The following is a 24,679-nucleotide window of genomic DNA, read 5'->3' as shown; positions in this document are numbered from 1 at the left end:
GCAAACCTCGCCGCGTTAGCCGAAACCTTCGCCCTTACTCATTCCCATATTCACCCACGAAAGTCCCGCAAGCCGACGCCAGCAGGGCAAGCATCCCATCCAAGGAGCTACTCATGCCTGTCGCCCTTTTCCATGGCGTCAATTCAAACGTCGGCTCGCGCCGACTTATCGCTGTGATGATTCTCGCCGCACTGACGATCAACACCGCCCACGCCGATGGTGCCGATCCACAGCAGGCCAAAGATCTCGGCCAAGTCACCGTGATCGCCAATCGCAACAGCGATACTTATCACGCCAGCGATGCCACCGCGGGTGCGCTCGGCACGCGCAGCGTGCTCGACACGCCTTTCAGCATCGACGCGGTGACCGCCGATCTGATCCAGAACCGACAGGCTCTGGATATCAACGATGTCTTCAAGGCCGATCCAGGCGTCACGCCACTGGAATCCGGTTACGTCGGTGAGTCCTCCGGTATCGCCGTGCGCGGACTGCCCGTGGATCTGCTCAACGGCTACAAGATGGACGGCTTGTCGATTCCAAACTGGGGCAGCGACATGCCGTTGGAACCGTTCAGCCAGATCGAGCTGCTGAAAGGCCCAGGCGGTTTCATGTATGGCTTCGGCCAACCGGGCGGCATCCTCAACTTCGTCTCCAAGCAGCCGACGCTACAGCCTTACACCAGCTTTACGCTCGGCTATGTATCCGATGGCGTGTTCAAGGAAGCCGTTGATCTCGGTGGCACGTTCGGCGGCCAGGGCGGCTGGGGTTACCGCATCAATCTGGCACACGAGGATGGCGATACCTTCGTCGATGGTGGCCATATCAAGCGCAATGCCGCGTCGCTGGCGCTGACCAAGGACATCGCACCGAACCTGCACTGGCACTTCAACAGCATCTATCAGGATCGCGATGTGCGCGGCGCTTACTACGGCATCATCCTCGGCCAGGACTACGGCATGGCGACGGGCGTGCATGTGCCCACACCGCTCGATGGCAATCAGCGCGTGAGCCAGCCCTTCACCGGCTACCAGACCTCGTTCCGCGTCGCCAATACCGGCGTGAAGTGGGATATCTCACCCGACTGGAATTTCAGCGTCGACTCCAGCTATGCCAGGCAGACCCGCGATAACCGGGACAGCGCGCTGATCCTCACCGACAACCAGGGCGGCTACACCGACCTCAACTACATGGGCCACTCGGTCTACAACTACCAGCAATGGCAGGGCATGTTCAGCGGCAAGTTCGAGACGGGCTCGATCAGGCATGACGTGGTGTTCGGCGCTTCCTGGCAGCGCCTGGACGAGCATTACCCGCTCGAGTTCCAGTCGCAGGTGCTGGGCCAGGGCAACATTTTCGATGTGCCGCTGTTCGTCAATCCAGATGTCGCGGTCAACCGCAGCACCTACCTGGCGGAGAGCACCACGCAGCGCTCGCTATTCGCCAGCGACACGATCACGTTCTCTCCGCAATGGTCGGCCCTGCTCGGCCTGCGCTATATGGACTATGACGACAAGACGTTCAATGTTGGCAGCCCGGTCATCGCCGCACGCTACGAAAAGAGCCCACTGACACCGACCGCAGCGCTGATTTACAAACCCATCGCGCCGGTTTCCTTGTACGCGAGTTATGTGCAGTCGCTGGAACAGGGCGGCAGTGCGCCGCAGACCGCCGTGAATGCGTATCAGACCTTCGCACCCACCATCAGCAAGCAGTTCGAGCTGGGCGCCAAGACCGAGTTCGAGACGTGGAACGCCAACCTCGCGCTGTTCCGCGTCGATCGCGGCCTGCAGTACCTGAACTCCAACAATGTGTTCGTGCAGAACGGACAGACACGCTACCAGGGCATCGACCTTTCCGCACAGATGTCCCTGGCCAACAACTGGACCCTGATTGGTGGCGTGATGTACCTCGACGCCAGCAATGTACGCGCCGCGGCGGATGTGGACGGCAAGCGCGCCTATGGCGCACCACGCATGCAGGGCAACCTCTACGTCGAATATGCCGTGCCGCAGATCGCCGGACTGGTGCTGAACGCCGGCGGCCGCTACGTCGGCAATGAAGCCGTCGAAGCCGACAACAGCAACTTCATCGGCGCGTATCACACCTTCGACCTCGGCGCGCGCTACAGCACATCGCTCGGCAACCACGCGATCACTTATCGCCTCGGCATCGACAATCTCGCCAACGAAAAATACTGGCTCACCAGCTGGGGCTTCATCCTCAATCAGGGCACGCCGCGAACGGTGCGAGCCAGCGTGACACTGACGCTTTAATCTGCGAAAGACTTGCAGAAAGCTCGGCGAGCGCGACTCGCCGAGCTTTTATTTCGTCAGGTAGCGGTATGTACCGGAACGCACTCTGCGGCTTTGCACTCAATCTGCAAGGTCGTACTGGCCGGACAGGTCGACTCAAACAAGGCACGCTGACCATCCGCCATCACCACATGAATGGCGCGATCGCACTGCTGTCTCGCAGCCACGTTCTGAGCGGCATTAAACGTGGCTGGACTGATGCGATTGTCCAGACTGGCCAGACCGTCAGGCTGGGATGACCCCATCAAGCCCGGCGCAGATACTGCACCGGGAGCCGCGACAGATGGCACGTAAGTAGTTGAAGTCTGCTGCCCCGAATAGGTCGTCAGCACTGTCAACGCGTTAGGGTAGTGATGTGCAGCGTCATTGCTGAAATCCACGACCAGCCCGATCAGGCCACCGAACAGAATATTGCCCCAAACCATAGGGCGGATGGTCGAATAGAACGACTGACCACCGATAGATGCACCGTCCTTGACGCAGCGAACTTCTAGCGGCGCACTGCCTCGATGAATGGTGACTGTTCCAGGTGTAGTCACGTGCTGCGTATCGCGTTCATTGCTGAGTGTGCAGTCGGCCCCGACGATGTCCTGATTGGCTGAACGTGTTTCCACGGTGAGGTGCTGATGTGTACCGCCAACGATCGAAGCGCAGGCTGAAAGGCCGTAGGTCAATCCGATTACGGCGACTTTCTTGCTCAACTGGTGCATAGATCCTCCTGATTTTAAATTTCCACAGAAATGCCCGGCGCTCATCTGAGCGTCGGCATGAAAGGCACCGGAAGTGGAAACCTGCATCGTGGCCCCTGGCATCCGCAGAGGCCGCCGCGTTGCGGCAGGATGCTTCGGCGCGAGTACCCCCCAGTCATCGCGCGCCAATATTCTTACAGGAATCTGCTATGAAATTCGAGGGGCAATGGCACCCTGGCAGAAAACAAATCGTTGGTTTCGAGGAAACCTCAACGCACCAGCTCGGAGGTAATCCCTATTTGATCGAGGATAATTTGCCTGACAGTGGGCTGATAGGCCTGATGGAATAACGCCATCAGCGCAGTGCGATCGGACCCGCTTTGGTCATCATCTGCGCACTGCAATGGAGACCGCTGGAGCGACTGAGCGACGATCAGCCCAAGGCGATTCGCGATCAAGCGCTGGTATTGCGCAAACGGCTGGCGGAGCCCAAGTGAGCAAATGCTCCACGTGATGGAGACTCAGTGGCCACCAGGCGGCGGAAACGCCAGCACCTGCTCGGTATAGGTTTCGATCACTGTGCTGAAGGGGCGATTGTCCGCCGCATATAGAACCGCGCGATGTTGCAACACCTGATGCGGTATCGAAAGCTCAACGCGCCCCGATGGCGAGACATCACCATGCATTTCCCAGCCTGCCGGCAACGGCGACCATAGCAGCTTCGCATCCAGCGTCTGTCGACGAAAATGCAGCGGCAGCACCACCCGACCGAACGGTATGTCGGTGTGATCGAGTTGCTCGTTCATCGCAGCGGTCAGCCGCGACGGCACATACCAGTTATCCGCCTCGGAGAGTATGTGCTCGCCGCAGCGCAGCAGCACACGGCGATAGCGCACGGGCTCACCTGGCGCAATCTGTAGCTGCGCGCGAAGGTCGTCAGGCAGCGATTTGTCTTCACCTGCGACACGCTGCGCACTGATTTTCGCTGGTTCCGCCATGTGGTGATCGCCACACCAGCGCTCCAGCGTCAGCGTGGCGCTGTCGTGGCTAAGCAAATCGGCGTTGAAGGTTTGCAACATGGCCAACGCTTCAAGTCTGCCCATCGGTGTATCGGGCCAAGTCGTTGCTGCATCACGCGCTAACGCGCTGTCGGTCAGCAGACACAGCGCGAGCGCCGTTATCAGCGAGTACGTTTGTCGCATATTGATCACAACCCCTTCGCCGCCTGCGCCACCGCACGGAACAGCGCGCGTCCTTTGCTCATCGTCTCCTCCCACTCGGCGGCAGGATCAGAGTCGTAGACGATGCCGGCACCGGCCTGCACGTGCAGGCGACCGTTCTGGATCACCGCCGTGCGGATCGCAATCGCGGTGTCCGCATCGCCCCACCAGCCGATCCAGCCGATCGCGCCGGCGTAGATGTTGCGCTTGTACGGCTCCAGCTCCTGGATAATTTCCAGTGCGCGAATCTTTGGCGCGCCGCTGAGCGTGCCGGCCGGGAATGTCGCCTTGAGCACGTCCATATAGCTGAGGCCGGGCAGCGCATCGCCCTGGACCTGCGAGACGATATGCATCACGTGCGAGTAGCGCTCGATCGCGAACGATTCGCTTACCTCCACGCTACCGGTTTCGCTGATGCGGCCGATGTCGTTGCGGCCCAGGTCGATCAGCATCACGTGCTCGGCGCGCTCCTTCGGATCAGCCAGCAGCTCGGCTTCCAGCGCCTGGTCTTCCGCCTCCGTGGCGCCGCGCTTGCGCGTGCCTGCAAGCGGACGCACGACCACCTTGCCATCTTTCAGTCGCGCCAGAATTTCCGGCGACGAGCCGACGATCTGCGTATCGCCGAGGTCGACGAAATACATGTACGGCGACGGATTGAGCGCACGCAACGCGCGGTATACATCGATCGGCCGTGCATTGAACCCTACGCTGAGCCGCTGCGACGGCACTACCTGGAAAATGTCACCGGCACGGATGTATTCCTTCGCGCGTTCGACCATGGCTTCGAATTCCTCGCGCGTGAACGACGAAGTGAAATCGCTTTCGTCCACCAGTGCCACGGACTGCGTAGGCGACGGATACGAGACACCACCCTGCCTTAGGCGATAAACCAGCGCATCGAGCCGACGCTGCGCCACGGCATACGCCTGTGGCTGCGACGGGTCGGCATGCACGATCAGGTACAAGCGACCCTTGAGGTTATCGAATACCGCCACCTCTTCGGCCAGCATCAGCAGCACGTCGGCCGTACCCAGTTCGTCGGCGCGATCCCATTGCGCCAGACGCGGCTCGATGTAGCCGATGGTCTCGAAACCAAAGTAACCGACGAGGCCACCGCTGAAGGCCGGTAGCTCGGGCAGCCGCGGTACGTCGTACTGCTGGCGAAGCACTTCGATTTCGGCCAGTGGATCGGCGACATGGCGACGCTCGGTCACCTCGCCCGAATCCTCCACCTCTAACTCGTGTCCGCGCAACCGATACACGCGCTTGGCCGGCAGGCCGATGATGGAGTAACGCCCCCAAGTGGCGCCACCCTCGACCGATTCAAACAGGAAGGTATAGCGGCCGTCAGCCAGCTTCAGGTACACCGACAGCGGCGTGTCGAGGTCGGAAAACACCTCGCGCACCAGCGGTATGCGCGTGTGACCCTTGGCCACCAGCGCATCGAATTCGTCTCGGGAGATCACAAGCAGTTCTGACTCAGGGGAGCGGCTGCTGAAGATAGCAGGCTGCGGCCGCGTCGGCACGATGGCGCATACCCGGCTTGATACGTTCCGCAGGCACGTCTACTCTCGATTGGAAGGAACAGGGGAAATGCAAGGTGGATCGCTACGGCACAATGACTGTCGGCTCGCTAGCCGGCAAGCAACGGCTGCTCTCGCCTGAGCTCCTGTTGCCACTAAATTCGGCGTTGACAGTGGCAGCCTCATGGCTACTTCACCATCGATTTCTCAGTAGGAATTGCCAGCGCCTGTATTTTCAAAAACCAGTCAAACCGTTCCAACAAGCACGGACGGTCTTTTGAAAGTGCCGGCTCGATTGCCAATCACGCAGCTTCATCACGACGACAGGGGATTTCACCGTGACAATTGACGACCAGATATGGATAGGCCAGAACGGCGAAAAATACGGCCCATACCCCGAAGCAACCGTTCGCCAGTGGCTGGCCGAAGGGAAGTTCGCTGCCGATGCGCTGGTATGGCGCGAGGGCATGCCGGATTGGGTACCGCTGAGCGGCATGTTTTCCGCGACAGCGGGCGGGCAGCAGCAGCCTCCACCACCGCCCGGCTTTCGATCTTCGGGCCATACTTACACGGCTGACTCCTTCTCGGCACAACGGTACGCACCGACCAACCACAGCGACGTGGAACGCGCTGAACTGCCGATGCCGCCGTCGCTGCACTGGGGTCTGGTGCTGCTGTTCACCATGATCTCTTTCGGCATCTTCGGCATCATCTGGCCATTCATCCAGGCCAGCTGGGTGCGCAAGATCGATAGCGGGAGCAAGGCCACCCTACTGCTGGCCCTGGCTTTTATTGCCTGTGCGGTGGGCGAGGTCTTCTATTTTTCCGGCATAAAATCGCTGGCCACTGGAGGCTCTGGCCTGACCGGCCTTGGCGGGTTGTTGATGCTGAGCTACTGGATTCTGTACCTGGTGGCCTACTTCTCGATGGCCGGCTCGATGCGGCGGAATCTGATCCCTATCGGCCTGCCGGTGGAGATCGGCGGCATAACCCTGTTCTTTTTCAACATGTATTACCTCCAGGGCCAGCTGAGCTGGATAGCGCACTGGAAAAATACCGGACGAACCGAGCCGAAGGCGTCAAAAGGCGTGCTCTGGATACTTCTCGTATTGCCCTTATTCATGATTTCTATCCTGGCGGCTATCGCCATTCCCGCCTATCAGAATTACATCATTCGTACCCAAGTCTCCGAAGGACTGACGCTCGCCGAAGGAACCAAGACAGCCTTTACCGAGTACTACACGAATCGCCACGCCGTGCCGCCGGACAACACGGCAGCCGGACTTGACCCAAGCACGTCGATCACCGGCCGATATGTTTCCAGCGTGGACGTTTCCGGCGGCAAGATCACGGTTGCCTTCGACACCGCTGGCGCCAACGTGACGATTCGCGACAAGGTTCTCGTACTGACGCCGACACTTAACGCCGGCCAGATAACATGGAGCTGCAATACCGAAACCACGGTTCCAGACAAGGATCTGCCCATCGCCTGCCGGCAATGAATCAGCCGGGCTGAACGTTGCTGGCATGGCTACGTTCGGCCCGGATTTTCAACCGTATCCAAAATTACTAGCCGCCCAAACGTTGCCGCGCCATGCCATGCAGCTGCAACGCAAAAACCACGCCGCTGCCGTCGTCGAGATTGTGGGCAGTAGCGACGCCGTTATGGCGCTCGGCGACCAGTCGCACCACATAGAGACCCAGGCCAAGATGTGGCACATCGCCCGGCGTGGCCTTGTCGCGCAGGCTGACCAGCGTATCGAACAGACGGCCTTGCATGGCTTCAGGCAGCAATGCTCCCTGATTGGCGAGCTCGATTTGCGCACCGCCTTCGATCGGTCGCAGGGTCAGTCGCAGCCAACCCTGTTCGGGCGTGAATGACAGCGCGTTGTCGAACAATTTATCCAGCGCCTGCGCGATCAGCTCGGGCGCGCAATGCAGGGTGAGCGGTGCATCGGGCAACACGCAGTCAAGCCGGCGTGCACCGATCAGCGCGCGGTAGGCATCAGCGCAGCCGCGTACCACGTCGCGCAAGTCCACATCTTCGGGTTCGGCCGTGGTGATCGATCGCTCCATGCGGCTGGACTCGCTCATCGCCCTCACCAGCGCACCGAGTCGCGCCACGCCGTCGCGAGCGCGCTCGAGGTACGGCTGAGCTTCCGGCGCCATCGACGCATGCTCCAGGTTGTCCAACGACGATTTGACGATCGCCAGCGGCGTATTGAGTTCGTGCGAGAGCTTGGACGCCAGCGTGCGCAGGTAGTCGGTGTAGCTGCCAACCAGTTCGAACAGCTTTTCGAAGCTGCGTGCCAGGTCGCCGATCTCGTCGACCGCATCGGTCATCGGGAAACGGCCATTTTCGAAGAGGCCGTCCAGACGTCCATCGTTGAGCTGCGCGCGCTCGGCTGCATTGCGTAACCGGCCGAGGCGCAGGCTGAGCCGGGTAGCAAATGCCAGCAGTATTCCGCCAGCGACCAGCAGCACCCCGAAACTGGTAAGCAGCAGCCCCAGCAGCGCGCGATTGGCCAGCAGTGGCACAGTGCGGCTGGCCTGCTCCAGCAGCAGCACGCCATTGATCTTTCCTCCCTGCCCGATCGGCACGGCCGCGGCCAGCACCACGCTGCCGCGCTCCTCGCCACTGCGCCACACACTGACCGGTTTGCCGACGCTGGCACGAACGACTTCGCGCGTATCCAATCGCGGCACGTCTTGCGACCACAGGTTGGCATCTTCCAGTCGCTTGCCCAGCAGGGAGCGGTAGATGATCGAAGCAAACCATCCTGGCTGGCCGTCAGTGCCCGGGGCTGTGTTCAATCGGCCGCTGCGGCCCAACAGCCAGCCCTGCGGCGCCAGCACACGCGCCTGTACTTCGTCCGGTGCGAGCCTGGCCAGTTCGCTGGAAAGCGTCGTGGAATATGCGAGCAAGGGCCGTGTGTCGGCCGCCATCGGATCGCCGCCGGCGGATGCGTCGTACACGCCCACGCCCAGCGCACGTAGTTTCAAACTGCGCGGCAAGCGCAGCTCGACCCGATAGCCGCTGCCGTCTTCCTGCCATTGCGCTGTGAGTGGGTCGGGGAAACCGGCCACCGGTGGATCAAGCGGACGTGCCGTCAATGGACCGGGTGCGGCGCTAGCCAACAGATAGCGCTGCTTACCCGTCGCATTCGCCAGCGTCAGGATCAGATGATCGGCTGCCAGTGCATTCGCATCGTCGGCATCGGCGCGCGTGCGACGGGTATCGCGAATATCGGCGTACAGGTAAAGCCAATCGCTGTCTTGCGCCAACAGCAGCTTGCCGCGCGAATTCGATGATGATCCGAGCGACTGACTCCATGGTGTCAGCGGTGCCCAGTCGTCGCCGTAACCATCCACCGTGATCGGGCTGGTCGCCTCCTGTACATACCAGCCGCTGGCATCCTCCGGCAGCACCGCGCCGGTCACCACCAGACTGCGCGCCACGGCCCGTGCCGAGGCGAGCAAGGCATCGGCCTGCCCTTCGCGCAGCAGCGTTTCCATCTGCCGCACATACAACCAGCCGGCAACCGGCAACGCCAGCGTGCATAGCGCGACCAGCAACAGTTTTTTACGCAGGGTCATCAGAGGGCCATCGGCAAAACAGGCATCAACATGAGATCAGGGTGGTGACGTCCTGCTGGTGGATTTGTCGCCGCGCCGATATTTCGTATACATCGATTTCTGCACGACCTGCCGGAACAGCGCCAGCACCGAAGCGCGCTGTGGATCGTTGGCGGCAACCGTCATCGACCAGCTCAGGCGGATGCCGGTAGCCTTGCCGGGATCGCAAAACACCACCGCGTCATCCACGTGATCGGTACCCTGATACAGCACGCCATCGCAAGTCATCGCCGCACCGCCGACCGCGAACGAATTCACGGTAGCTTTCGGATCTTTCTTCAGATATTGCGTCTGGTCAGCCTGCCGTTCCGCCTTGAGGGAGGGCAGTTTGCGTGGCCACACGTTGAGCACCATCACGCGGTCGGGATTGCCGGTCCAGTCACCCTTGTACAACACCAGATTGACGCCGATGGCCCTGGCGTACTGGCAACAGTCGTTGATCCAACCAGCCGGAGGTACCGTCACGATCGACCAGCCAGGAACCGATTCGTCCGCGTTGCCGCTGACGATGACGGTCTTCTCCTCGCCCGGGACTACGTGTGACAGCTGGTGTGCGGCGGCGTGCGACGTCGACAGCGGAATGGCCGACGCAGCGGATGCTGCAACGGCGGGACCAATGGCAGGTTGATCGACGGCGTGCGCCGCACTCACCGCAAGCAGCAGCGCAAGCAGCACGAATAACCTGCGCATCACGGCTTCCACCGGTAGCCAACGCCGTGCACCGTCTCGATGCCATCGAACTCCGGTGCCACGGCGATGAATTTCTTGCGGATGCGTTTGACGTGCGAGGTGATGGTGGCATCGTCGACCACGAGTTCGGCTTCGCGCATCAGCTGGTCGCGATTCTTCACATGACCGGGAAAACGGATCAGCGTGTGCACCATCCAGAATTCGGTGACGGTGAGCGGTATTTCCTCGCCATTCCAGGTGATGCGCATGCGCTCGGATTCCAGCTTGAGCGGGCCGTGCTGGATCACTGTTTCGCTGGAGGCCGGCGCCTTCAGCGACTCGATCCGGCGGAACAGCGCAGCAATGCGTGCCGCCAGTTGGTGCAGGCTGGTGTCCTTGCTGAGGTAGTCGTCGGCACCGAGTCGCAGACCTGAGATCACATCGAAGTCCGAATCGCGCGCAGTGAGGAAAATCAGCGGCAGCGTCGACGATTTGGCGCGCAGCTCGCGGCACAGATCGAAGCCACCCTCGGGCTCGTCGCCCAATCCAATATCGATGATCACCAGCTCCGGCAGGCGCATCGCGAACGCACTCGATGCCTCCTGCTTCGAGCCGTAGCCACGTGCGTCGTAACCGAAACGGTTCAACGCCTCGACGTAATTGGCGCGGATCAGCGGTTCGTCTTCAACGATGGCAATGCTGCGGCCCATGGCGCGCTCCTGTGTGGTGGAGCGCAGCGTGCTATGCGAATGGCAGCGACGCAAGCCGTACGTGCCTACTGCCCGCGTATTGCCATAACCCAGCGGTAAGCGGGCCCGATTGTGCCGGGGCCAGCGCCCGGATGGGATGTGTGATGGAAACCGTGAACCACGCACGGAGACCTGCAATGCCAAACAACGAATCACGAGAACGCGACCCCAACGCCGAGCTGCGCAGCTTCGAGCCGTTGCGGGTGTCGCTGGCCATTGGCGCCCTGCTGCTGGGCGTGATCCTCGGCTTTCACTGAAACCGACGCCATGCTGAACAACGAATCCGATTCAGGTTTTACCGAGTCAGGCTCTGATGATTGGGTTGCCATGGAAGGCGAGCGGGCATCTGGCGTGCATGGAGGCGCGCCAGATGCAATGCGGCAGGAGGAGCCTGATCCCAGCTGGCAGCCGCTGTAAGAGCCTGTTTACGATCTCCACGGGCCAGCGTCGGCATTTGCTTCAACGGTGATTGATTTCCCGACATCCCATCGATCATGGTGGTACTTCCCCTCCTCGTGAGGGGATTTTTTTGCACACTTGCCGCACCACAACGGGGTTTGGTAGCCATTTCGGCCGGACGGGGAACCAATCGGGATGGGCCGTGGTCTGAGTTACTGATTGGCGCTTCCATAGCCCGTGGAATGTTTCGATGCGGGTGTTGACCCCTCCCTCCGATGCGCTCGCATCGGCACGCGCCAATCGTTGGTGTTTCCTCTCACGTCTGACGACGTTTATCCCGGCGCTGCCCTGCGCCGGGATTTTTATGGGTGCGACCCGTGAGCGCGATCACGCCGCGGGGCGTCTGCTGGATGCGGGGATTTAGCCGATCGCCGTGCGCATCGCAGCTATTTCGGCGCGGTAATCCTTGGCGTGGAAGATCGCCGAACCCGCCACGAAAGTGTCCGCGCCGGCCTCGGCAATCGCACCGATATTCCCGGCCGTTACGCCGCCGTCGATTTCCAGCCGAATCGCGCGGCCGCTCTCATCGATGCGTCGGCGTACCTGGCGCAATTTCTCCAGCGCGCCGGGAATGAACTTCTGGCCGCCGAAACCCGGGTTCACCGACATGATCAGAATCAGGTCAAGCTTGTCCATCACGTAATCGAGATGATCCAGCGGTGTGGCCGGATTGAATACCAGACCTGCGGTGCAGCCGGAATCCTTGATCAGGCCGAGTGTGCGGTCGATGTGCTCGCTGGCTTCGGGATGAAAGCTGATGCCGGTGGCGCCCGCCTTGGCGAAATCCGGCACGATGCGATCGACCGGTTTCACCATCAGATGCACGTCGATCGGCGCCGTGATGCCGTATTTGCGCAGCGACTCCAGCACCGCCGGACCGATCGTCAGGTTGGGCACGTAATGGTTGTCCATCACGTCGAAATGCACCCAGTCCGCGCCGGCAGCCAGCGCAGCGGCAGTGTCATCGCCCAGCCGCGCAAAATCGGCGGCGAGAATGGACGGAGCGATCATCGGGGCCTGCTTGCTCATCATTAACCTCGGTGCCTAAACGGATCGGATCGGCACAGGGATGTGCCGTCGCAAAACCGCGGCTGGATGCCCGGTTTTGCCATGGTAAAAGCTCAGCTCCAGCATGCACGAGTTCCTGTGATGGGTTTGCAAGAAACCCATCACTTGAACCCCCTCTGCTCCTTGACCCGGTCATACGCCGCATTGATCTCGCTGGCACGCGACTCTGCGCGCTTGCGCATATCTTCAGGCAGATCGCCAAGACGGTCGGGGTGATGTTCGGAAATCAGCTTGCGATAGGCGCGCTTCACGGCACGTTCGTCGGCGGTGCGATCGATACCGAGTACGGCATACGGATCGGGACCCTGCGGCGAGCGCTGCGGCGGCACATAGCCTCCGCTGGAACCATAGCCCGTGCCGCGGCTGTAGCCGCGCTGGCCGCCGCCGTTCCAGGCGTAGCCTTTCATCGCCATCAGTGCCATCAGCTCCATTTCGCTGACCCGAAGCGCGAACGCCAGCTGGCGCAGGATGGCCATTTTTTCCGGTGCCGGATTGCCTTCGGCCAGCACGGTGTCGATCACTACATCGAGCACGGGGAACGCGTGATCGCGGCGCATGCCGACCCAGCCGCGCAGCTCGTTGATCGTGCCGGTGACATCGAACTCCGGCTGCTTGCCGGCATTGAAACTGGCGGCCGCCTGCTTGCGCTGGTCGGCGTCGAGATTCATCCGCGACATCATCCGTTCGGCAATCGCGATTTCCGCTTCCGACACGCGACCATCGGACTTCGCCACCGCGCCCAGGAGCGTGAACAGCGGCCCTATAAAGCCGCCCGCTTCCGGCGTGGCGTTCTTGCGCTGGGTGTGGCGCAGGTTGTCGAAGATAAAGCCGATGATGGCACCGGTAATGGCGCCAGGAGCGTGGCCGATCAGCAACCCAAAGAACGCGAACCACAGGGTGTAGGAATAGCTCATAGCGGCAGACTCATCATGGCAGCACCGCTTGTGGCGACTGTGCGCTATACCAGCGCGCCAGTGCATCCAGCTCCGCATCGCTGACCGGGCCGATCGCCGCACGCATCAGCGCCACATCACGGCGACCGTTGCGATATTGCTTGAGTGCGTCGCGCAGGTAGTCCAGATTTTGCCCGGCAAGATTCGGCACGCCCGGCTGGGTGGCGCGCCCGGTGGTGCCATGACAGGCCGCACAAAGGCCCAGCCGGCTGGGCGGCTGCATGGCTGGCTGGCTTAAGGCAAGCACAGGGAGGGCGGCGGCGAGGCAACATGCCGCAATCTGAAGGGTTCGCATCGGCAACACATGGGGCTGAAGACGCGTAATTCTAGCAGTCGCCGTGAGGTGGCCTGTTGGGTGCGACTTTCCGGCCCTACGGCCGCAGCAGTTAGAATGGGGGTTCTCCCCGTTTGCGGAACCACCGTCGTGCCCACCAGCTTGCTGCAATCCGAACTGCCCGGCCTGGAACTGATTCATCGCGGCAAGGTGCGCGACGTCTACGCGTTGCCGCAAGGCCATCGCCCCGATGGCCGTCCGGAGGAAGCACGACTGCTGATCGTGGCGACCGACCGCCTGTCGGCTTTCGACGTGGTGCTGCCCAACCCGATTCCGGGCAAGGGCGAGATGCTGACGCAGATCTCCAATTTCTGGTTTGCGCAGACGGCGCACCTGGTGCCAAATCATTTGCTCGACGTACCGCTGGCTGACGTATTGCCGGCCGGCACCGATCTGGCGCTCTACGAGAAGCGCGCCGTGGTGGCGCGCCGGTTGAAGCCGGTACCGGTTGAAGCGATCGCCCGCGGCTACATCATTGGCTCGGGCTGGAAGGACTACAAGGCCACCGGCACGCTGTGCGGCATCACCCTGCCGGTCGATCTGCAGCAGGCGCAGCAATTGCCCGCGCCAATCTTCACGCCGTCGACCAAAGCCGCCGTAGGCGACCACGACGAGAACGTCAACTTTGATGCCGTGGTGGCGGCTGTCGGCCACGCCACCGCCGACGAAGTGCGCGAGGCCACACTGACGATCTACAAGTGGGCGGCAGCTTATGCGGCCGAACGCGGCATCATCATCGCCGATACCAAGTTCGAATTCGGCACCGATGCCAACGGCAAGCTTTACGTGATGGACGAGATGCTGACGCCGGATTCCTCGCGCTTCTGGCCCGCCGACGAATACCGCGTCGGCATCAGCCCGCCCAGCTACGACAAGCAGTTCGTGCGCGACTATCTGGAAACGCAGGGTTGGAACAAGAAAGCGCCCGGCCCGGTGATTCCCGACAACGTGATTGCCGCCACGGCGGCCAAATACGCCGAGGCGCTGCATAAGCTGGCCGGCATCAAGCTAACCTGATGAACGCTTGGCTCACCCTCAGCCTCGCCATCCTGGCCGAAGTGATCGGCACCAGCGCGCTAAAGGCTTCCGAAGGCTTCAGCCGACTGCTGCCGAGCGTGGTGGTGGTCGCCGGCTACGGCGTCGCGTTCTATTTCCTCAGCCTTACGCTCAAACATATTCCGGTGGGCATTGCCTACGCGGTGTGGTCGGGTGCCGGCACCGTGTTGATCACCTTGATCGGCGTGCTGGCCTTCCGCCAGAAGATCGACCTGGCCGGCATGATCGGCATCGCGCTGATCATTGCTGGCGTGCTGGTGCTGAACCTGCTATCCAAGAGCAGTGCCCACTAATGGCACGCCACCTCTGAGGGCTCCGAACATGCGCACCATGCAGGACTGGCTGGACAGTTACAGCAGCGATCACCAGAACCCCACCAACAAGCGTCTGCACTGGATCTGCGTGCCACCGATCATGTGGAGCGTGATTGCGCTGCTGTGGGCGATCCCCGTGCCGGCCAACTTTTTTCGCCCCGGCTCATGGGCGGTGCTGACGATGGTGGCGGCGTTCTACTGGTACTGGAAGCATTCGCATCGGCTGGCTGCAGCACTGCTGATCGCCTTCGCGGTGCTGGGGCTGATCACCAACATACTGTTTTCCGAACTCGGTGCGACCCGGCTGTGCATGCTGGCCGTGACCGTCTTCGTAGTTGCCTGGATCGGCCAGTTCATCGGGCACAAGTACGAGGGACGCAAGCCGAGCTTTCTCACCGATATCTCGTATCTGCTGATCGGGCCGGCGTGGCTGATGGCGAAAGTGTTGCGCAAGATGGGATTTCAGCAAGTCACATGACCACTCTGCTTACCCTACTCAGCAGCCTGCTCTGGTGGGTGCTGTACAGCTCCATCTTCGCATTGTTTTTTGCTCTCATCGCCTATGCCGTGCTGCGTTGGACCGAGCGCAGCCGCGTCGTCTTCAACCGCGTTTACCTGGCTTGCCTGCTGTGGAACCTGATCGGCATCGTGTTGATCGTCGGCGTAGCCACGGGCGAAGGCCATCTGCACCCGCCCTACGCGCCGCTGCTCGCGTCGGGCCTGCTGCGATTCGTGTTGGTGCTCGACATGCTGATCGGCACCGTGCTGCTGTGGCGGCTGACCCCGCGCGTCGACGCCAGCCGCATCCGCCCGGGCAGCGCCTGCATGGCCGTCGCTGCAATCATGGCGATCAGCTTTGGCGTGGCGACCAGCCTCGTGTAAGTTTTGTGGTTTAACTTATGGCTTGGCGAAAAGAGTAGAGCCGATTTCCAAACGCCCATGCTTCTTTGATCTAAATTTCCATAAATTCAAACCGCCAGTGTCTGGCGTATACCGCCCTTTCCGGCACAAGCGCAGCGTAACCAATCCTTCTCACCCGTGAGATGACACTGTCTCCAACGGCGAGACCGGCGCAAGCTATACCACCCGCTCGCTTACGAGAATTCCATGAGCCTGCGCAGCCTGTTCGTCGACTTCAATAGCTACTTCGCCTCGGTCGAGCAGCACGAGGAACCGGAACTGCGCGGCCGACCGGTGGGTGTGGCGCCGGTCGCTGCCGAAACCACCAGCCTGATCGCCGCGAGCTACGAGGCAAAGGCATTCGGTGTCGGCACCGGCACGCTAGTGCGCGAAGCGCGGCGGCTATGCCCGGATATCGCAATTCGTGTTGCACGGCCGGAACGTTATGTCGCCTGGCACAAGACGCTGTATGAGGCGATCGAGCATGCGATTCCGATCGCACGGGTTGGTTCGATCGACGAAGTAGCCTGCGAACTGGTCGGTCGTCAGCGCCGGCGCGAGGTGGCAGAGCAGATTGCCGCGCAGGTGAAGCAGGAGATTGCACTGGTGGCGCCCGGCGGCGCGATCCGCTGCTCGATCGGCATCGCGCCGAACGAGTTCCTCGCCAAGACCGCCTCGGACATGCGCAAGCCCGACGGCCTTACCGTGATCGAGCAGGCCGATCTGCCGCATGCTCTGCACTGCTTGGAGTTGCGCGACTTGTGCGGCATCGGCCGTTCGATGGAAATACGCCTGCACGAGGAGGGCATCACCACGGTCGCCCAGCTCACCGCCGCTTCCAAGCTGCAACTGCGTAAAGTCTGGAGCGGCATCGAGGGCGAACGCATGTGGGGAATGTTGCGCGGTGCGTGGCTGCCCAATGCAGCGACTACTCGCGGTTCGATCGGCCACTCACATGTACTCGGGCCGGAACTTCGCCATGCGGCTGGCGCTCGCGCGGTGCTGAAGAAATTGCTGGTAAAAGCGGCGATGCGCATGCGCCGCGAAGAACTGCTGAGCGGTGCACTGGCGGTACGTATTCGCTTCGTCGGGCATGATCTGCGTTGGGAACGCGATCTCGCATTCGATCCCACCGACGACAGCCGCGAGCTGTTGCAGCTATTGAACGGCTCGCTCGCTCCCGGGCGCCATGGCGGCCTGCCTGGCCCAGTGCACGCCGTGCCGCTATCGGTCAGTGTGACCCTGATGCGGTTGGTACCACGCACACAAAGCACCGGCTCGCTGTTCGCATCGACACAAGATGCCGGCCGCATTGATGCATTGGTCGATCGCATCAATACCAAGTTCGGCTACAACAAGGTTTACTTCGGCGGCATGCAGCTGGCACTGCAGCACGATGCCGCACCGATGCGCATCCCGTTCAATCGCATCCCCGACGCTGACAGCGAGAACGAGGCGGCACATAGCACTATTGCGGCACACGAGGGCGCTGCCAGTCACGATCCGCTGTGGCTGCAATCGCTCAACCGCGCCAAGGTGCTGGCCGAAAGCGCGCATCGCCGTCGCGAGCACGGGCACAACGGAACGGACAAAAAATCTTCCTTCTGATCAGCCCGGCGCCGCCGGCGGCAAGTAGCGGCCCGGCGTCACCCCGAAGTTGCGGCGGAACATCGCGATAAAGGCGCTGACGTTCTCGTAGCCGAGATCGAGTGCCGTCGTTGTCACCGCGGTGCCGCCCGTCAGCAGCTCCAGCGCACGCAGCAGGCGCGAACGCTGGCGCCACTGAGTGAAGCTGAAGCCGGTCTCCGCACTGAACCGGCGCGTCAATGTGCGGGAAGGAACATGCGCCCAGTCCGCCCACTCTGGCAGGCTGCGGTTATCCGAAGGATCATCGGCAATCGCCTGGGCAATACGCAGCAGACGCGCGTCGCGTGGCATCGGCAGTTCGAACGACTCGCGCGGCAGGCTGCGGATCTCGTCCAGCACGACACCGACGACGCGCGCCTGCGCATCGTCCAGCAATGCGCCACTCCAACCGGCCGCGCGATCGACGGCGGCGTGCAACAGGGCCGACATGCGGATCGTGCACGGTTGCGCTGGAAGCGTCGCGCAGGCCGGCTTGTCGACATACACGCTCCAGCCAGCGAACGGGCCGTGTGAGCGCACGGAATGCGTCTGGTGCGGCGGTATCCAGATCGCCTGAGTCGCTGCCACCACGTGCTGGCCACGGTCGGTGCCCACGGTTAGCAGGCCACGAATGGCGCCGAGCAACTGGCCGCGCGCATGGCTGTGCGGTGACGTCTCTCGACGCAACGGATCGACCTGTTTTACGGCAATAAGCGTCACCAGACCGGTGGACTGGGCAAGCTGTGGATCGAGCAGCGGCTTCGACATGGCCTGGATACCGTATTCAATGGCTCAAGTACGTTAGTGGAGCCAGCATGTGCCCGCTAGAGTATCGCCACACTCTTCCTGGAGAACCGATATGCGTGCTGAAGACTTGCTTCCCGACAGCGTCAATCAAGGCGAATTCAACGGCGTTGTAGTACGCAAAGGCTCAGTCGGCGCCTTTCTCGCCAACGCCAAGCTGCGGACAGACCCAACGCGCTCCGCGCCGGAGCGCGCTACCGCCGAACGTCACATCATCGAGGCCCTGCCAGCCCTGCGCGCGCTCGGCCTGTTCGATGCCCTGCAGATCCGCGACGAAGAGCTGCGGAGTTTCGTGGAAGCGCATTGAAGCCGTCGTATTTCAGCGGCTGGCGAGCGCCTCGAAAACCCGCGCCACTGCTTCGGCGCCCGGGTCCACAACGCCGGCCAGCGCATGCGCTGGCACGTAGGAGGCGCGACCAGCATGCGCGCGAGTGAGTGTGGCGGTGTATTCGGCACCCTTGCGAGCCGCCTGCGCGGCAGCCTGTAGACCCTGGTCCAATACATCCACGGCGGGTATCAACGCGTCGAGCATGGTGCGGTCGCCACGCTTGGCGCCACCGTAGTGCTGCATGCGGGCGATGCCATCGCCCAATGCCTGGCGCCAGGATTTACCGGCCACCAATGCAGTACCGGTGGCGGTGAACAGGATCGATAGCAACACGCCACTGGAGCCACCCATCGCTCGGGCGAGCAGACGCCCCAGTTCGTCGCACAGCCGTGCCGGCTCGCCGCTGCTGAGCATACCGGCCTGCAGCTTTTGCGCGATCGCATGCGCGCCGGCGGCGAAGGTGCTGCCGGTATCGCCATCACCACTGCGCGCATCCAGCTCGTCCAGTGCCTGACGGGCATTCTGCAAAGTCTGCATGATGCGCAGGATCGCCGCCTCCACGACGGTGTCTCGCGTGCCCGGGCTGGCCCCATCCGCCGTATCGGCTGGCACCGCGAAGGTTTCCAGTGGATGCGGCCGATACACGCCCGGCCAGGCCGGCGCTTCCACTGGCACGCTGAGCGCTTCCAGGTAATCCGCCTCGGCGGGTAGCAGGCTGATCGAGAAGCCATGCATGTCCAGTGAGGTCATCAGCGCAGCGGGGTGCACCATCAACGCCACTCGCTGCACGCCGATCTGGCTGAGAATTTCATGCGACAACACGGCCAGTTCCTGGCTCGAACAGCCACCCAGATTATTCAGCAGCACGATCAACCGGCCGTCGACACCATAGCGTTTGGCCGTCTGTTCCAGTAAAGGCGCGAGCACGATCGCCACCGCTTCAGCGGCATCCTGCGGCTGTACCTGCTGAGCGCCTGGCTCATTGTGGATGCCCAAACCCAGCTCGGGGCTGCGTCGCTCGATCGCATGGCCCGGCAGCGTGCAGCTGGACAAGGCCATGCCCAACGACATCAGCCGGCCCGCGAACTGCTCGGCGCGGGTAACGATCTCGTCCAGTGATCGCCCTTGCTCGGCCAGATAGCCGACGTATTTGTGCATCAGCACGGTGCCGGCGATACCGCGCGGCTGTGGTGCATCCGGCAGCGCGATATCGTCGGCGACGATCACCATGCGCGCATCCAGACCTTCGCGCGTGGCCTGCTCGACGGCCAGCCCGAAATTGAGACGGTCGCCGGTGTAGTTCTTCACCACCAGCAGCGTGCCGGCCGCGCCGCTGCAATGGCGGATTGCCGCCAGCACGGCAGCGACGCTGGGCGAGGCGAACAAGTCACCGGACACCGCCGCGGTCAACATGCCGGCACCGATGAAACCCGCATGCGACGGCTCGTGTCCGGCGCCACCGCCGGAGATGATCGCCACCTGCTGTCGCTGCCAATCGGAACGCACCAGGATGCGCATGCCCGAACCCGGCTCGGCCGCTGTCAATGGCGCCAACTGCGCCAGACTACCGAGGATCTGATCAACGACGTGTTGCGGTTGATTGAAAAAGAAATCCATCGTCTTGCCTCGCTGAATGCGTGCTGCCCATAGTAGTCCGAATACGACGGTCGCCTGCGACCAGCCACGCCAATCAGTTCACCGTTCACCCGCACTGGCCTGCTGATTAGCCGCGCGCACCGCATCGATGAAACCATCGAATGGAAGATCGGTTATGCCGAGCAGACCGATATGCGAATTCTCGCCATCGAGCAGGCGTCCGGTGACCGGCTGGTCGACGTACTCGAACCAGTGCGCGCCGACGATGTTCGTATCGCTCGCCGCGGCCGCGACGAACTTCGCATAGGCCTCGCCACGCTGCTGTTCCGTATAAACCGACACCACACCCTTGCCGAAAGGACCGCGATCGTCGGAACCGAAATGGAACTCGCTGATCAACGCGGGCTTGTCGAACTCGCGGATCGCTGCCGCGTCGAAGCCATGCTGCGGCAGGTCGGCGTAGACATTGAAGCTCACCACATCGCAATACTGCGCGCAGGCGGCCACGGCCTCGGGGGTGTTCACGGCGAAGCGTCCACCAAGAAAAAGATGGTGCGCGTCGTGCTGGTGAATAGCCTCGGCTACGGTCCGGAAATAGGTATCGGCGTAGAGACGCAGCCACGCGCTGTAATCCGCAGCGATGGCTGGATGCTGCTCGTTCGGCACGGGCGCCGCAAAGCTGGTGACATTGAGCGCATCCCACGAACCGAGCGCAATGCCCCATGCACTCGCCAGCGTTTCCGGCTCTACGTATTTCTTGCGCAGTATCGCGATGAAAGCGCGTTTGGCGGGGCTCTTTGCATCACCTCTCAAGGTACCGATGGCCAGTCCCCAGCGACCCTGGGGGCCCACGCCAGCCCATGCCAGTTCGTTATCGGCGAAATAGCCGAGCAGCCATGGGTCGTCATGCACATCGTCGCTAGCATTCGCTACGGCCTGCTCAGTCGCCTGCACAAAACGTGGATCAAACGGATCGGGCATGCGGCCCCAGTAGTCATAGCCTGCTGACACATTGGCGTAATTGCCGGAGATATTGATCGGGCGGGTATACGGCAGCCGATGTGCCTGCCCGAGCGATGCATCGCTCCAGTTGCCGATGGTGTTGAATCCCCAGGCATGCAGACGATCCAGCGTACGTGCACGCCATGCATCCATCCACCTGGCGCCATCGACGCGATACAGATTGGCCGCATAGAAATCGAACCAGCGGCCGTGGTTGTAACCGATACCTTCACTGGCGCCCTGATCCGGTCGGCGGCTGTCGCCCTTGCCGTAGAACGGTAGCCAGGCACCGGTCGCCGGTGGCAGATCCTGGAACATGAACTCGCGGCCCTCGACATAGCTGCGACCACCGTCGGCGACGACCGCATTGACGCCGAGCGAAAAGAACGCGTGGCCGTCCGGCGTGACCAGTTGCCAGCGGCCGTTGGCCTTCTGTGCATGGAACCAGCCGGTTTTCGTGAGGTTGGGAACATCCAGGCGTCCATCATAGTTATCCATGCCAACTACCTGCGCGGACGCTTTGGCGAGCACGGCCTGCTCAGCAGCATGCGCGGCATGCAGGGCGGCATCGGAGTCGATCTTCTCCGGCCAGTGACCGCGCGTGAACTGTCCATAGCTATCGACGATACCGGTATACGCATCACGCAACGTGGCCTCGCCAGCCGCCGTGTCGATGCGACCGAACAACAGTGTCTGCGCCGCCTGCGGTGCGGGCATGCTGAGCCGAATCGCATTCACCTCATGCAGATCAATCGCCCCTTGCACCGTAGTAGCCAGCAAGGTCAGCTGAGCGTGATCATCAAATGGCATCGGCGGCGGCGCCTGCATGCCTTCGCTGCGTGGCGATTCGGCATGCAAAGGCAGCACCAGCGTTTGCACGGGACCGGCCGGCACGCCGACACTGGCGTGCAGGTGCTGCTGCTTGCTGGCGCTGTCGATATCGACGTTCAACGTCACCGCCCAAGGCATCGCGTTCTGCACGCGCAGGCGCAGCTCGCCCTTGCCGGTCCAGTCCCAGGCTTTCCCGACCGCAGGCGCGACAGTTATCTGCGGCAGCGCAGCGGGTTGAAAGGCGTAGCGCTGCTGCGCCACTCCGTCTCTGGCACGTTCCGCAGCGCCGACGCGCTGCACCTGCGTCAGCGAGATCTGCGCAGACGGCGAAGAAGACGATGAGAGATCAATCGTCGCTGGCGTCTCCGCGGCATGACAGGCATTCAGCGCCAACAGGCACAGCAGCCACAGCAATACGTAGCGTTTCATAAGCAGGCAGTCTGGCAAAAGGACCATGCCGAGTATGCTGCCAGCAGCTGAAGCGCAGCCCTCCTGCTTCAAACCCTGTGGAAAGCAAACTACAGCGAGCGCGGCGCCGAGATTCGACGCCAGCCGTAATAGGCCGGCACACCCAACGCGATGATCAGCAGGCTCATGCCTGCATCGCTCGGCGTGTGAATCGCCGTCGCCAGGATCACGCTGAACACGGTGATCACGAACACCAGCGGCAGCAGCGGATAAAACGGCACCCGATAAGGCGACGGCTGATCGATGAAATGCCGGCGATACCAGAACAGCGTGGCGATGCCGAACACGTGCCCCAGCCACTCGCCCACCGTGGTGTAGTCGAGCAGCTGATTGAAGCTGCCCGATAGCGTCAGCACGATCGCCCATGTACCCAGTGCCGCCAGTGCAATCTGCGGCGCACGCGTGCGCGGATCGATACGTCCCACTGCGCGGAAAAACATGCCATCGGCGCCCATCGTCTGCAGCACGCGCGCGCCACCAGCGATCGCGATGTTGCAGTAGCCGAAAGCAGAGCACGCAATGCCGACCGCAATGACGGTGGCGCCGGTATCCCCAAACAGGCGCCGCATCAGGTCTGCCGCCGGCGCGTGGCTGGCCGCCAGGCCGGCGTGTCCCAGTCCCGCCAGATAAGCAAAGTTCACCAGCACGTAGCAGATCACCACGCCCGCCATGCCCATGCCGAGCGCACGCGGTAACGTACGCTGCGGATTGCGCACTTCACCGGCCAGATCGTTGAGATAGTGAAAGCCACCATAGGTAAACAGCACCGGCAGCAGCGCGCCGATGAAGGCCCACGACGACACCGGATGCGACGTGTCCACCGCCAGCGATGTGCCCAGATGCCCGCGCGCCAGCACCAACCCGACAACCACCAGCAGCACGATCGCCGCGATCTTCAGTACGGTGAAAACGTTTTGCACCCAGGCGCCTGCGCGAATGCCGAACAGATTGATACCAACGATAAAGATGATCCCGCCGGCGGCCACCGGCTTCACCCACATATCGGGCAGACCCGTTGCCGCACAGAAATAATCGGCGAAGATGGTCGCCACCGCGGCCACGCTGCCCGGATAGTTGATCAAAGCCATGGTCCAGCCGAACAGGAATGCCGGCAGCTGTCCGAACGCCTCGCGCAGATAAACGTAGGTACCACCCGCCTGCGGTCGCCGCGCGCCCAGCTCGGCGTAGCAGAGAACACCAGCGAGCGTCAGCAAGCCGCCGATTACCCACAGGATCAGCACCTGCAAACCGGAGTTTGTCTGCTGGGCAATCGCGGCCGGGTTGCGGAAAATGCCCGCCCCAATGACGCCACCGATCACGATCATCGCGGCGTCCCAGGTGCTCAGGCGCCGAACATAGGCATTGGCAGGTTCAGTCGACATGACCACTACCATGCCATTGTGTGTGGTGTTTCAGCTAGTCCCGCATGATACGGCCCGCTCGTTAAGTAGGTATCGGGCACTATGGTTCAACCATGCAGGCCATACAGCGGGCCCATCGAATGATCTCTCATAGCAAACGCCATACATTCGGCCACCACGCACGGGGGGTCATCCTCGCCACGCTAGGGTTTGTCATGCTGTGCGCTATCGCACTACCAGCGCAGGCCGCGAGCCGCACGGCGCCACCCTGGCACATCGAAAGTTTCTGCCATCGAGGCGTGCCGTCGGCCCGTCGCTGCCTGGTGCGCGCGCGTCAGGGCATCATCGTTTTTCAGCTGGTCGAGCTGACTTCGGCGCCAGCCGTCCGATGGAGCGACGGCATGGCCGTGTTGACTTCGGGTGCGGATGAGGGGTCGCGCCAGCTGCGCTTCTTCGTGCCGCCACAAAAGCTCAGCGCGCCTTTCAAGCAAGTGCGTGCGTACGATATTCAGCAACAGCTCGTGGCCTTCTATGCCGATGGCCACGTGCATCTTCGCGCCATGTTTGCGGATGATCATGATCTCGCCGTGCTGGCACTGCCTGCCGACATCGGCATGGCTACGCTGCAACTTCGTTTTGAAGGACGCAGCCTGCATGCAGCATGGCGTGACAGCCAGGGTCGAGCGCTGGAGCAGACGCTGCGTGCGAAGGATTGACCTGCCGACAACAGATCGGCACATGCCGTCGCACTGGTGTCGGCAGCGGCACGGTCTAGAATCGC

The 24,679-nt window shown here is 62.1% G+C and carries 23 protein-coding genes; 10 read left to right on the top strand and 13 right to left on the bottom strand.

Going from position 1 to position 24,679, the window contains the following annotated elements:
- Positions 1-113 precede the first annotated feature (113 nt).
- Positions 114-2,273, top strand: a complete 2,160-nt coding sequence (locus HDE79_RS03310; protein WP_184600489.1) for a TonB-dependent siderophore receptor — start codon at positions 114-116, stop codon at positions 2,271-2,273.
- Between the two features lie 56 nt (positions 2,274-2,329).
- Here HDE79_RS03310 and HDE79_RS03305 read toward each other — a convergent pair whose 3' ends face one another.
- From HDE79_RS03305 to trpE, 3 genes are all read right to left on the bottom strand, one after another.
- Positions 2,330-3,022, bottom strand: coding sequence for a hypothetical protein (locus HDE79_RS03305; protein ID WP_184600488.1), 693 nt, complete (start codon positions 3,020-3,022; stop codon positions 2,330-2,332).
- Positions 3,023-3,522: 500 nt separating this feature from the next.
- Entirely contained in the window at positions 3,523-4,203 is a 681-nt protein-coding gene (locus HDE79_RS03300) for a hypothetical protein (protein ID WP_184600487.1), read from the bottom strand.
- A gap of 5 nt (positions 4,204-4,208) precedes the next feature.
- Positions 4,209-5,687, bottom strand: coding sequence for an anthranilate synthase component I (gene trpE, locus HDE79_RS03295; RefSeq protein WP_184600486.1), 1,479 nt, complete (start codon positions 5,685-5,687; stop codon positions 4,209-4,211).
- 395 nt (positions 5,688-6,082) lie between these two features.
- Here trpE and HDE79_RS22200 point away from each other — a divergent pair, with 395 nt between their 5' ends.
- Complete coding sequence (locus HDE79_RS22200) at positions 6,083-7,246, top strand: pilin (RefSeq protein WP_184600485.1); 1,164 nt, start codon at positions 6,083-6,085, stop codon at positions 7,244-7,246.
- A 67-nt stretch (positions 7,247-7,313) separates the two neighbouring features.
- Here the strand turns inward: HDE79_RS22200 and HDE79_RS03285 are convergent, their stop codons facing one another.
- The 3 genes from HDE79_RS03285 to pdsR are packed head-to-tail and all read right to left on the bottom strand — an operon-like array spanning position 7,314 to position 10,759.
- A complete protein-coding gene (locus HDE79_RS03285; RefSeq protein WP_184600484.1) occupies positions 7,314-9,341 on the bottom strand; it encodes an ATP-binding protein in 2,028 nt (675 codons plus the stop codon).
- A gap of 36 nt (positions 9,342-9,377) precedes the next feature.
- Positions 9,378-10,070, bottom strand: a complete 693-nt coding sequence (locus HDE79_RS03280) for a hypothetical protein (RefSeq protein ID WP_184600483.1) — start codon at positions 10,068-10,070, stop codon at positions 9,378-9,380.
- A complete protein-coding gene (gene pdsR / locus HDE79_RS03275; protein WP_184600482.1) occupies positions 10,070-10,759 on the bottom strand; it encodes a proteobacterial dedicated sortase system response regulator in 690 nt (229 codons plus the stop codon). The genes HDE79_RS03280 and pdsR overlap by 1 nt, the downstream gene beginning before the upstream one ends.
- A gap of 306 nt (positions 10,760-11,065) precedes the next feature.
- On the opposite strand from pdsR, the gene HDE79_RS03270 reads away from it, so the two are divergent.
- The gene (locus tag HDE79_RS03270) at positions 11,066-11,215 is read left to right on the top strand and encodes a hypothetical protein (RefSeq protein WP_184600481.1); all 150 of its coding nucleotides are present in this window, start codon (positions 11,066-11,068) and stop codon (positions 11,213-11,215) included.
- A gap of 402 nt (positions 11,216-11,617) precedes the next feature.
- Here HDE79_RS03270 and rpe read toward each other — a convergent pair whose 3' ends face one another.
- The 3 genes from rpe to HDE79_RS03255 all read right to left on the bottom strand — a co-directional run bounded on the left by rpe (position 11,618) and on the right by HDE79_RS03255 (position 13,573).
- Positions 11,618-12,286 (bottom strand): ribulose-phosphate 3-epimerase, encoded by a 669-nt coding sequence (rpe, locus tag HDE79_RS03265; RefSeq protein ID WP_184600480.1) that lies wholly within the window; start codon positions 12,284-12,286, stop codon positions 11,618-11,620.
- A 140-nt stretch (positions 12,287-12,426) separates the two neighbouring features.
- The gene (djlA, locus tag HDE79_RS03260) at positions 12,427-13,239 is read right to left on the bottom strand and encodes a co-chaperone DjlA (protein WP_184600479.1); all 813 of its coding nucleotides are present in this window, start codon (positions 13,237-13,239) and stop codon (positions 12,427-12,429) included.
- Between the two features lie 13 nt (positions 13,240-13,252).
- Entirely contained in the window at positions 13,253-13,573 is a 321-nt protein-coding gene (locus HDE79_RS03255; RefSeq protein ID WP_184600478.1) for a c-type cytochrome, read from the bottom strand.
- A 129-nt stretch (positions 13,574-13,702) separates the two neighbouring features.
- On the opposite strand from HDE79_RS03255, the gene HDE79_RS03250 reads away from it, so the two are divergent.
- From HDE79_RS03250 to HDE79_RS03230, 5 genes are all read left to right on the top strand, one after another.
- Entirely contained in the window at positions 13,703-14,629 is a 927-nt protein-coding gene (locus HDE79_RS03250) for a phosphoribosylaminoimidazolesuccinocarboxamide synthase (RefSeq protein ID WP_184600477.1), read from the top strand.
- Positions 14,629-14,961: an SMR family transporter gene (locus HDE79_RS03245; RefSeq protein WP_184600476.1), complete on the top strand. Its 333-nt coding sequence runs from the start codon at positions 14,629-14,631 to the stop codon at positions 14,959-14,961. The genes HDE79_RS03250 and HDE79_RS03245 overlap by 1 nt, the downstream gene beginning before the upstream one ends.
- A gap of 28 nt (positions 14,962-14,989) precedes the next feature.
- Positions 14,990-15,460, top strand: a complete 471-nt coding sequence (locus HDE79_RS03240; RefSeq protein ID WP_184600475.1) for an Mpo1-like protein — start codon at positions 14,990-14,992, stop codon at positions 15,458-15,460.
- The gene (locus HDE79_RS03235) at positions 15,457-15,864 is read left to right on the top strand and encodes a hypothetical protein (RefSeq protein ID WP_184600474.1); all 408 of its coding nucleotides are present in this window, start codon (positions 15,457-15,459) and stop codon (positions 15,862-15,864) included. Before HDE79_RS03240 ends, HDE79_RS03235 begins: the two co-directional genes overlap by 4 nt.
- Positions 15,865-16,089: 225 nt before the next feature.
- Positions 16,090-17,490 carry a DNA polymerase gene (locus tag HDE79_RS03230; RefSeq protein WP_184600473.1) on the top strand — a complete coding sequence of 467 codons (1,401 nt, stop codon included), beginning with the start codon at positions 16,090-16,092 and terminating at the stop codon, positions 17,488-17,490.
- Here HDE79_RS03230 and HDE79_RS03225 read toward each other — a convergent pair whose 3' ends face one another.
- The gene (locus HDE79_RS03225) at positions 17,491-18,276 is read right to left on the bottom strand and encodes a helix-turn-helix transcriptional regulator (RefSeq protein WP_184600472.1); all 786 of its coding nucleotides are present in this window, start codon (positions 18,274-18,276) and stop codon (positions 17,491-17,493) included. It lies immediately after the preceding gene.
- 91 nt (positions 18,277-18,367) lie between these two features.
- Here HDE79_RS03225 and HDE79_RS03220 point away from each other — a divergent pair, with 91 nt between their 5' ends.
- On the top strand, positions 18,368-18,619 hold the full coding sequence (locus HDE79_RS03220; RefSeq protein ID WP_184600471.1) for a hypothetical protein: 252 nt from the start codon (positions 18,368-18,370) through the stop codon (positions 18,617-18,619).
- Between the two features lie 12 nt (positions 18,620-18,631).
- Here the strand turns inward: HDE79_RS03220 and HDE79_RS03215 are convergent, their stop codons facing one another.
- The 3 genes from HDE79_RS03215 to HDE79_RS03205 form a co-directional block, all read right to left on the bottom strand.
- The gene (locus HDE79_RS03215; RefSeq protein WP_184600470.1) at positions 18,632-20,257 is read right to left on the bottom strand and encodes a dihydroxyacetone kinase subunit DhaK; all 1,626 of its coding nucleotides are present in this window, start codon (positions 20,255-20,257) and stop codon (positions 18,632-18,634) included.
- Between the two features lie 78 nt (positions 20,258-20,335).
- Positions 20,336-22,498, bottom strand: coding sequence for a beta-agarase (locus HDE79_RS03210; protein ID WP_184600469.1), 2,163 nt, complete (start codon positions 22,496-22,498; stop codon positions 20,336-20,338).
- Positions 22,499-22,587: 89 nt separating this feature from the next.
- Positions 22,588-23,919 carry an amino acid permease gene (locus HDE79_RS03205; RefSeq protein ID WP_184600468.1) on the bottom strand — a complete coding sequence of 444 codons (1,332 nt, stop codon included), beginning with the start codon at positions 23,917-23,919 and terminating at the stop codon, positions 22,588-22,590.
- A gap of 194 nt (positions 23,920-24,113) precedes the next feature.
- On the opposite strand from HDE79_RS03205, the gene HDE79_RS03200 reads away from it, so the two are divergent.
- Entirely contained in the window at positions 24,114-24,614 is a 501-nt protein-coding gene (locus HDE79_RS03200) for a hypothetical protein (RefSeq protein WP_184600467.1), read from the top strand.
- Positions 24,615-24,679: the final 65 nt, after the last annotated feature.

The organism is Rhodanobacter sp. MP1X3 (assembly GCF_014207165.1).
In the GTDB taxonomy this organism is placed as follows: Bacteria; Pseudomonadota; Gammaproteobacteria; order Xanthomonadales; family Rhodanobacteraceae; genus Rhodanobacter.
The sequence above is the reverse complement of the archived record's forward strand: the minus strand, read 5'-3'. Positions and strand labels throughout refer to the sequence as shown.

Coding starts and splice junctions, on each gene's coding strand:
- HDE79_RS03310 (WP_184600489.1), top strand. CDS start 114: ATGCCTGTCGCCCTTTTCCATGGCGTCAATTCAAACGTCGGCTCGCGC.
- HDE79_RS03305 (WP_184600488.1), bottom strand. CDS start 3,022: ATGCACCAGTTGAGCAAGAAAGTCGCCGTAATCGGATTGACCTACGGC.
- HDE79_RS03300 (WP_184600487.1), bottom strand. CDS start 4,203: ATGCGACAAACGTACTCGCTGATAACGGCGCTCGCGCTGTGTCTGCTG.
- HDE79_RS03285 (WP_184600484.1), bottom strand. CDS start 9,341: ATGACCCTGCGTAAAAAACTGTTGCTGGTCGCGCTATGCACGCTGGCG.
- HDE79_RS03280 (WP_184600483.1), bottom strand. CDS start 10,070: ATGCGCAGGTTATTCGTGCTGCTTGCGCTGCTGCTTGCGGTGAGTGCG.
- pdsR (WP_184600482.1), bottom strand. CDS start 10,759: ATGGGCCGCAGCATTGCCATCGTTGAAGACGAACCGCTGATCCGCGCC.
- HDE79_RS03270 (WP_184600481.1), top strand. CDS start 11,066: ATGCTGAACAACGAATCCGATTCAGGTTTTACCGAGTCAGGCTCTGAT.
- rpe (WP_184600480.1), bottom strand. CDS start 12,286: ATGAGCAAGCAGGCCCCGATGATCGCTCCGTCCATTCTCGCCGCCGAT.
- djlA (WP_184600479.1), bottom strand. CDS start 13,239: ATGAGCTATTCCTACACCCTGTGGTTCGCGTTCTTTGGGTTGCTGATC.
- HDE79_RS03255 (WP_184600478.1), bottom strand. CDS start 13,573: ATGCGAACCCTTCAGATTGCGGCATGTTGCCTCGCCGCCGCCCTCCCT.
- HDE79_RS03245 (WP_184600476.1), top strand. CDS start 14,629: ATGAACGCTTGGCTCACCCTCAGCCTCGCCATCCTGGCCGAAGTGATC.
- HDE79_RS03240 (WP_184600475.1), top strand. CDS start 14,990: ATGCGCACCATGCAGGACTGGCTGGACAGTTACAGCAGCGATCACCAG.
- HDE79_RS03235 (WP_184600474.1), top strand. CDS start 15,457: ATGACCACTCTGCTTACCCTACTCAGCAGCCTGCTCTGGTGGGTGCTG.
- HDE79_RS03230 (WP_184600473.1), top strand. CDS start 16,090: ATGAGCCTGCGCAGCCTGTTCGTCGACTTCAATAGCTACTTCGCCTCG.
- HDE79_RS03225 (WP_184600472.1), bottom strand. CDS start 18,276: ATGTCGAAGCCGCTGCTCGATCCACAGCTTGCCCAGTCCACCGGTCTG.
- HDE79_RS03220 (WP_184600471.1), top strand. CDS start 18,368: ATGCGTGCTGAAGACTTGCTTCCCGACAGCGTCAATCAAGGCGAATTC.
- HDE79_RS03215 (WP_184600470.1), bottom strand. CDS start 20,257: ATGGATTTCTTTTTCAATCAACCGCAACACGTCGTTGATCAGATCCTC.
- HDE79_RS03210 (WP_184600469.1), bottom strand. CDS start 22,498: ATGAAACGCTACGTATTGCTGTGGCTGCTGTGCCTGTTGGCGCTGAAT.
- HDE79_RS03205 (WP_184600468.1), bottom strand. CDS start 23,919: ATGTCGACTGAACCTGCCAATGCCTATGTTCGGCGCCTGAGCACCTGG.
- HDE79_RS03200 (WP_184600467.1), top strand. CDS start 24,114: ATGCTGTGCGCTATCGCACTACCAGCGCAGGCCGCGAGCCGCACGGCG.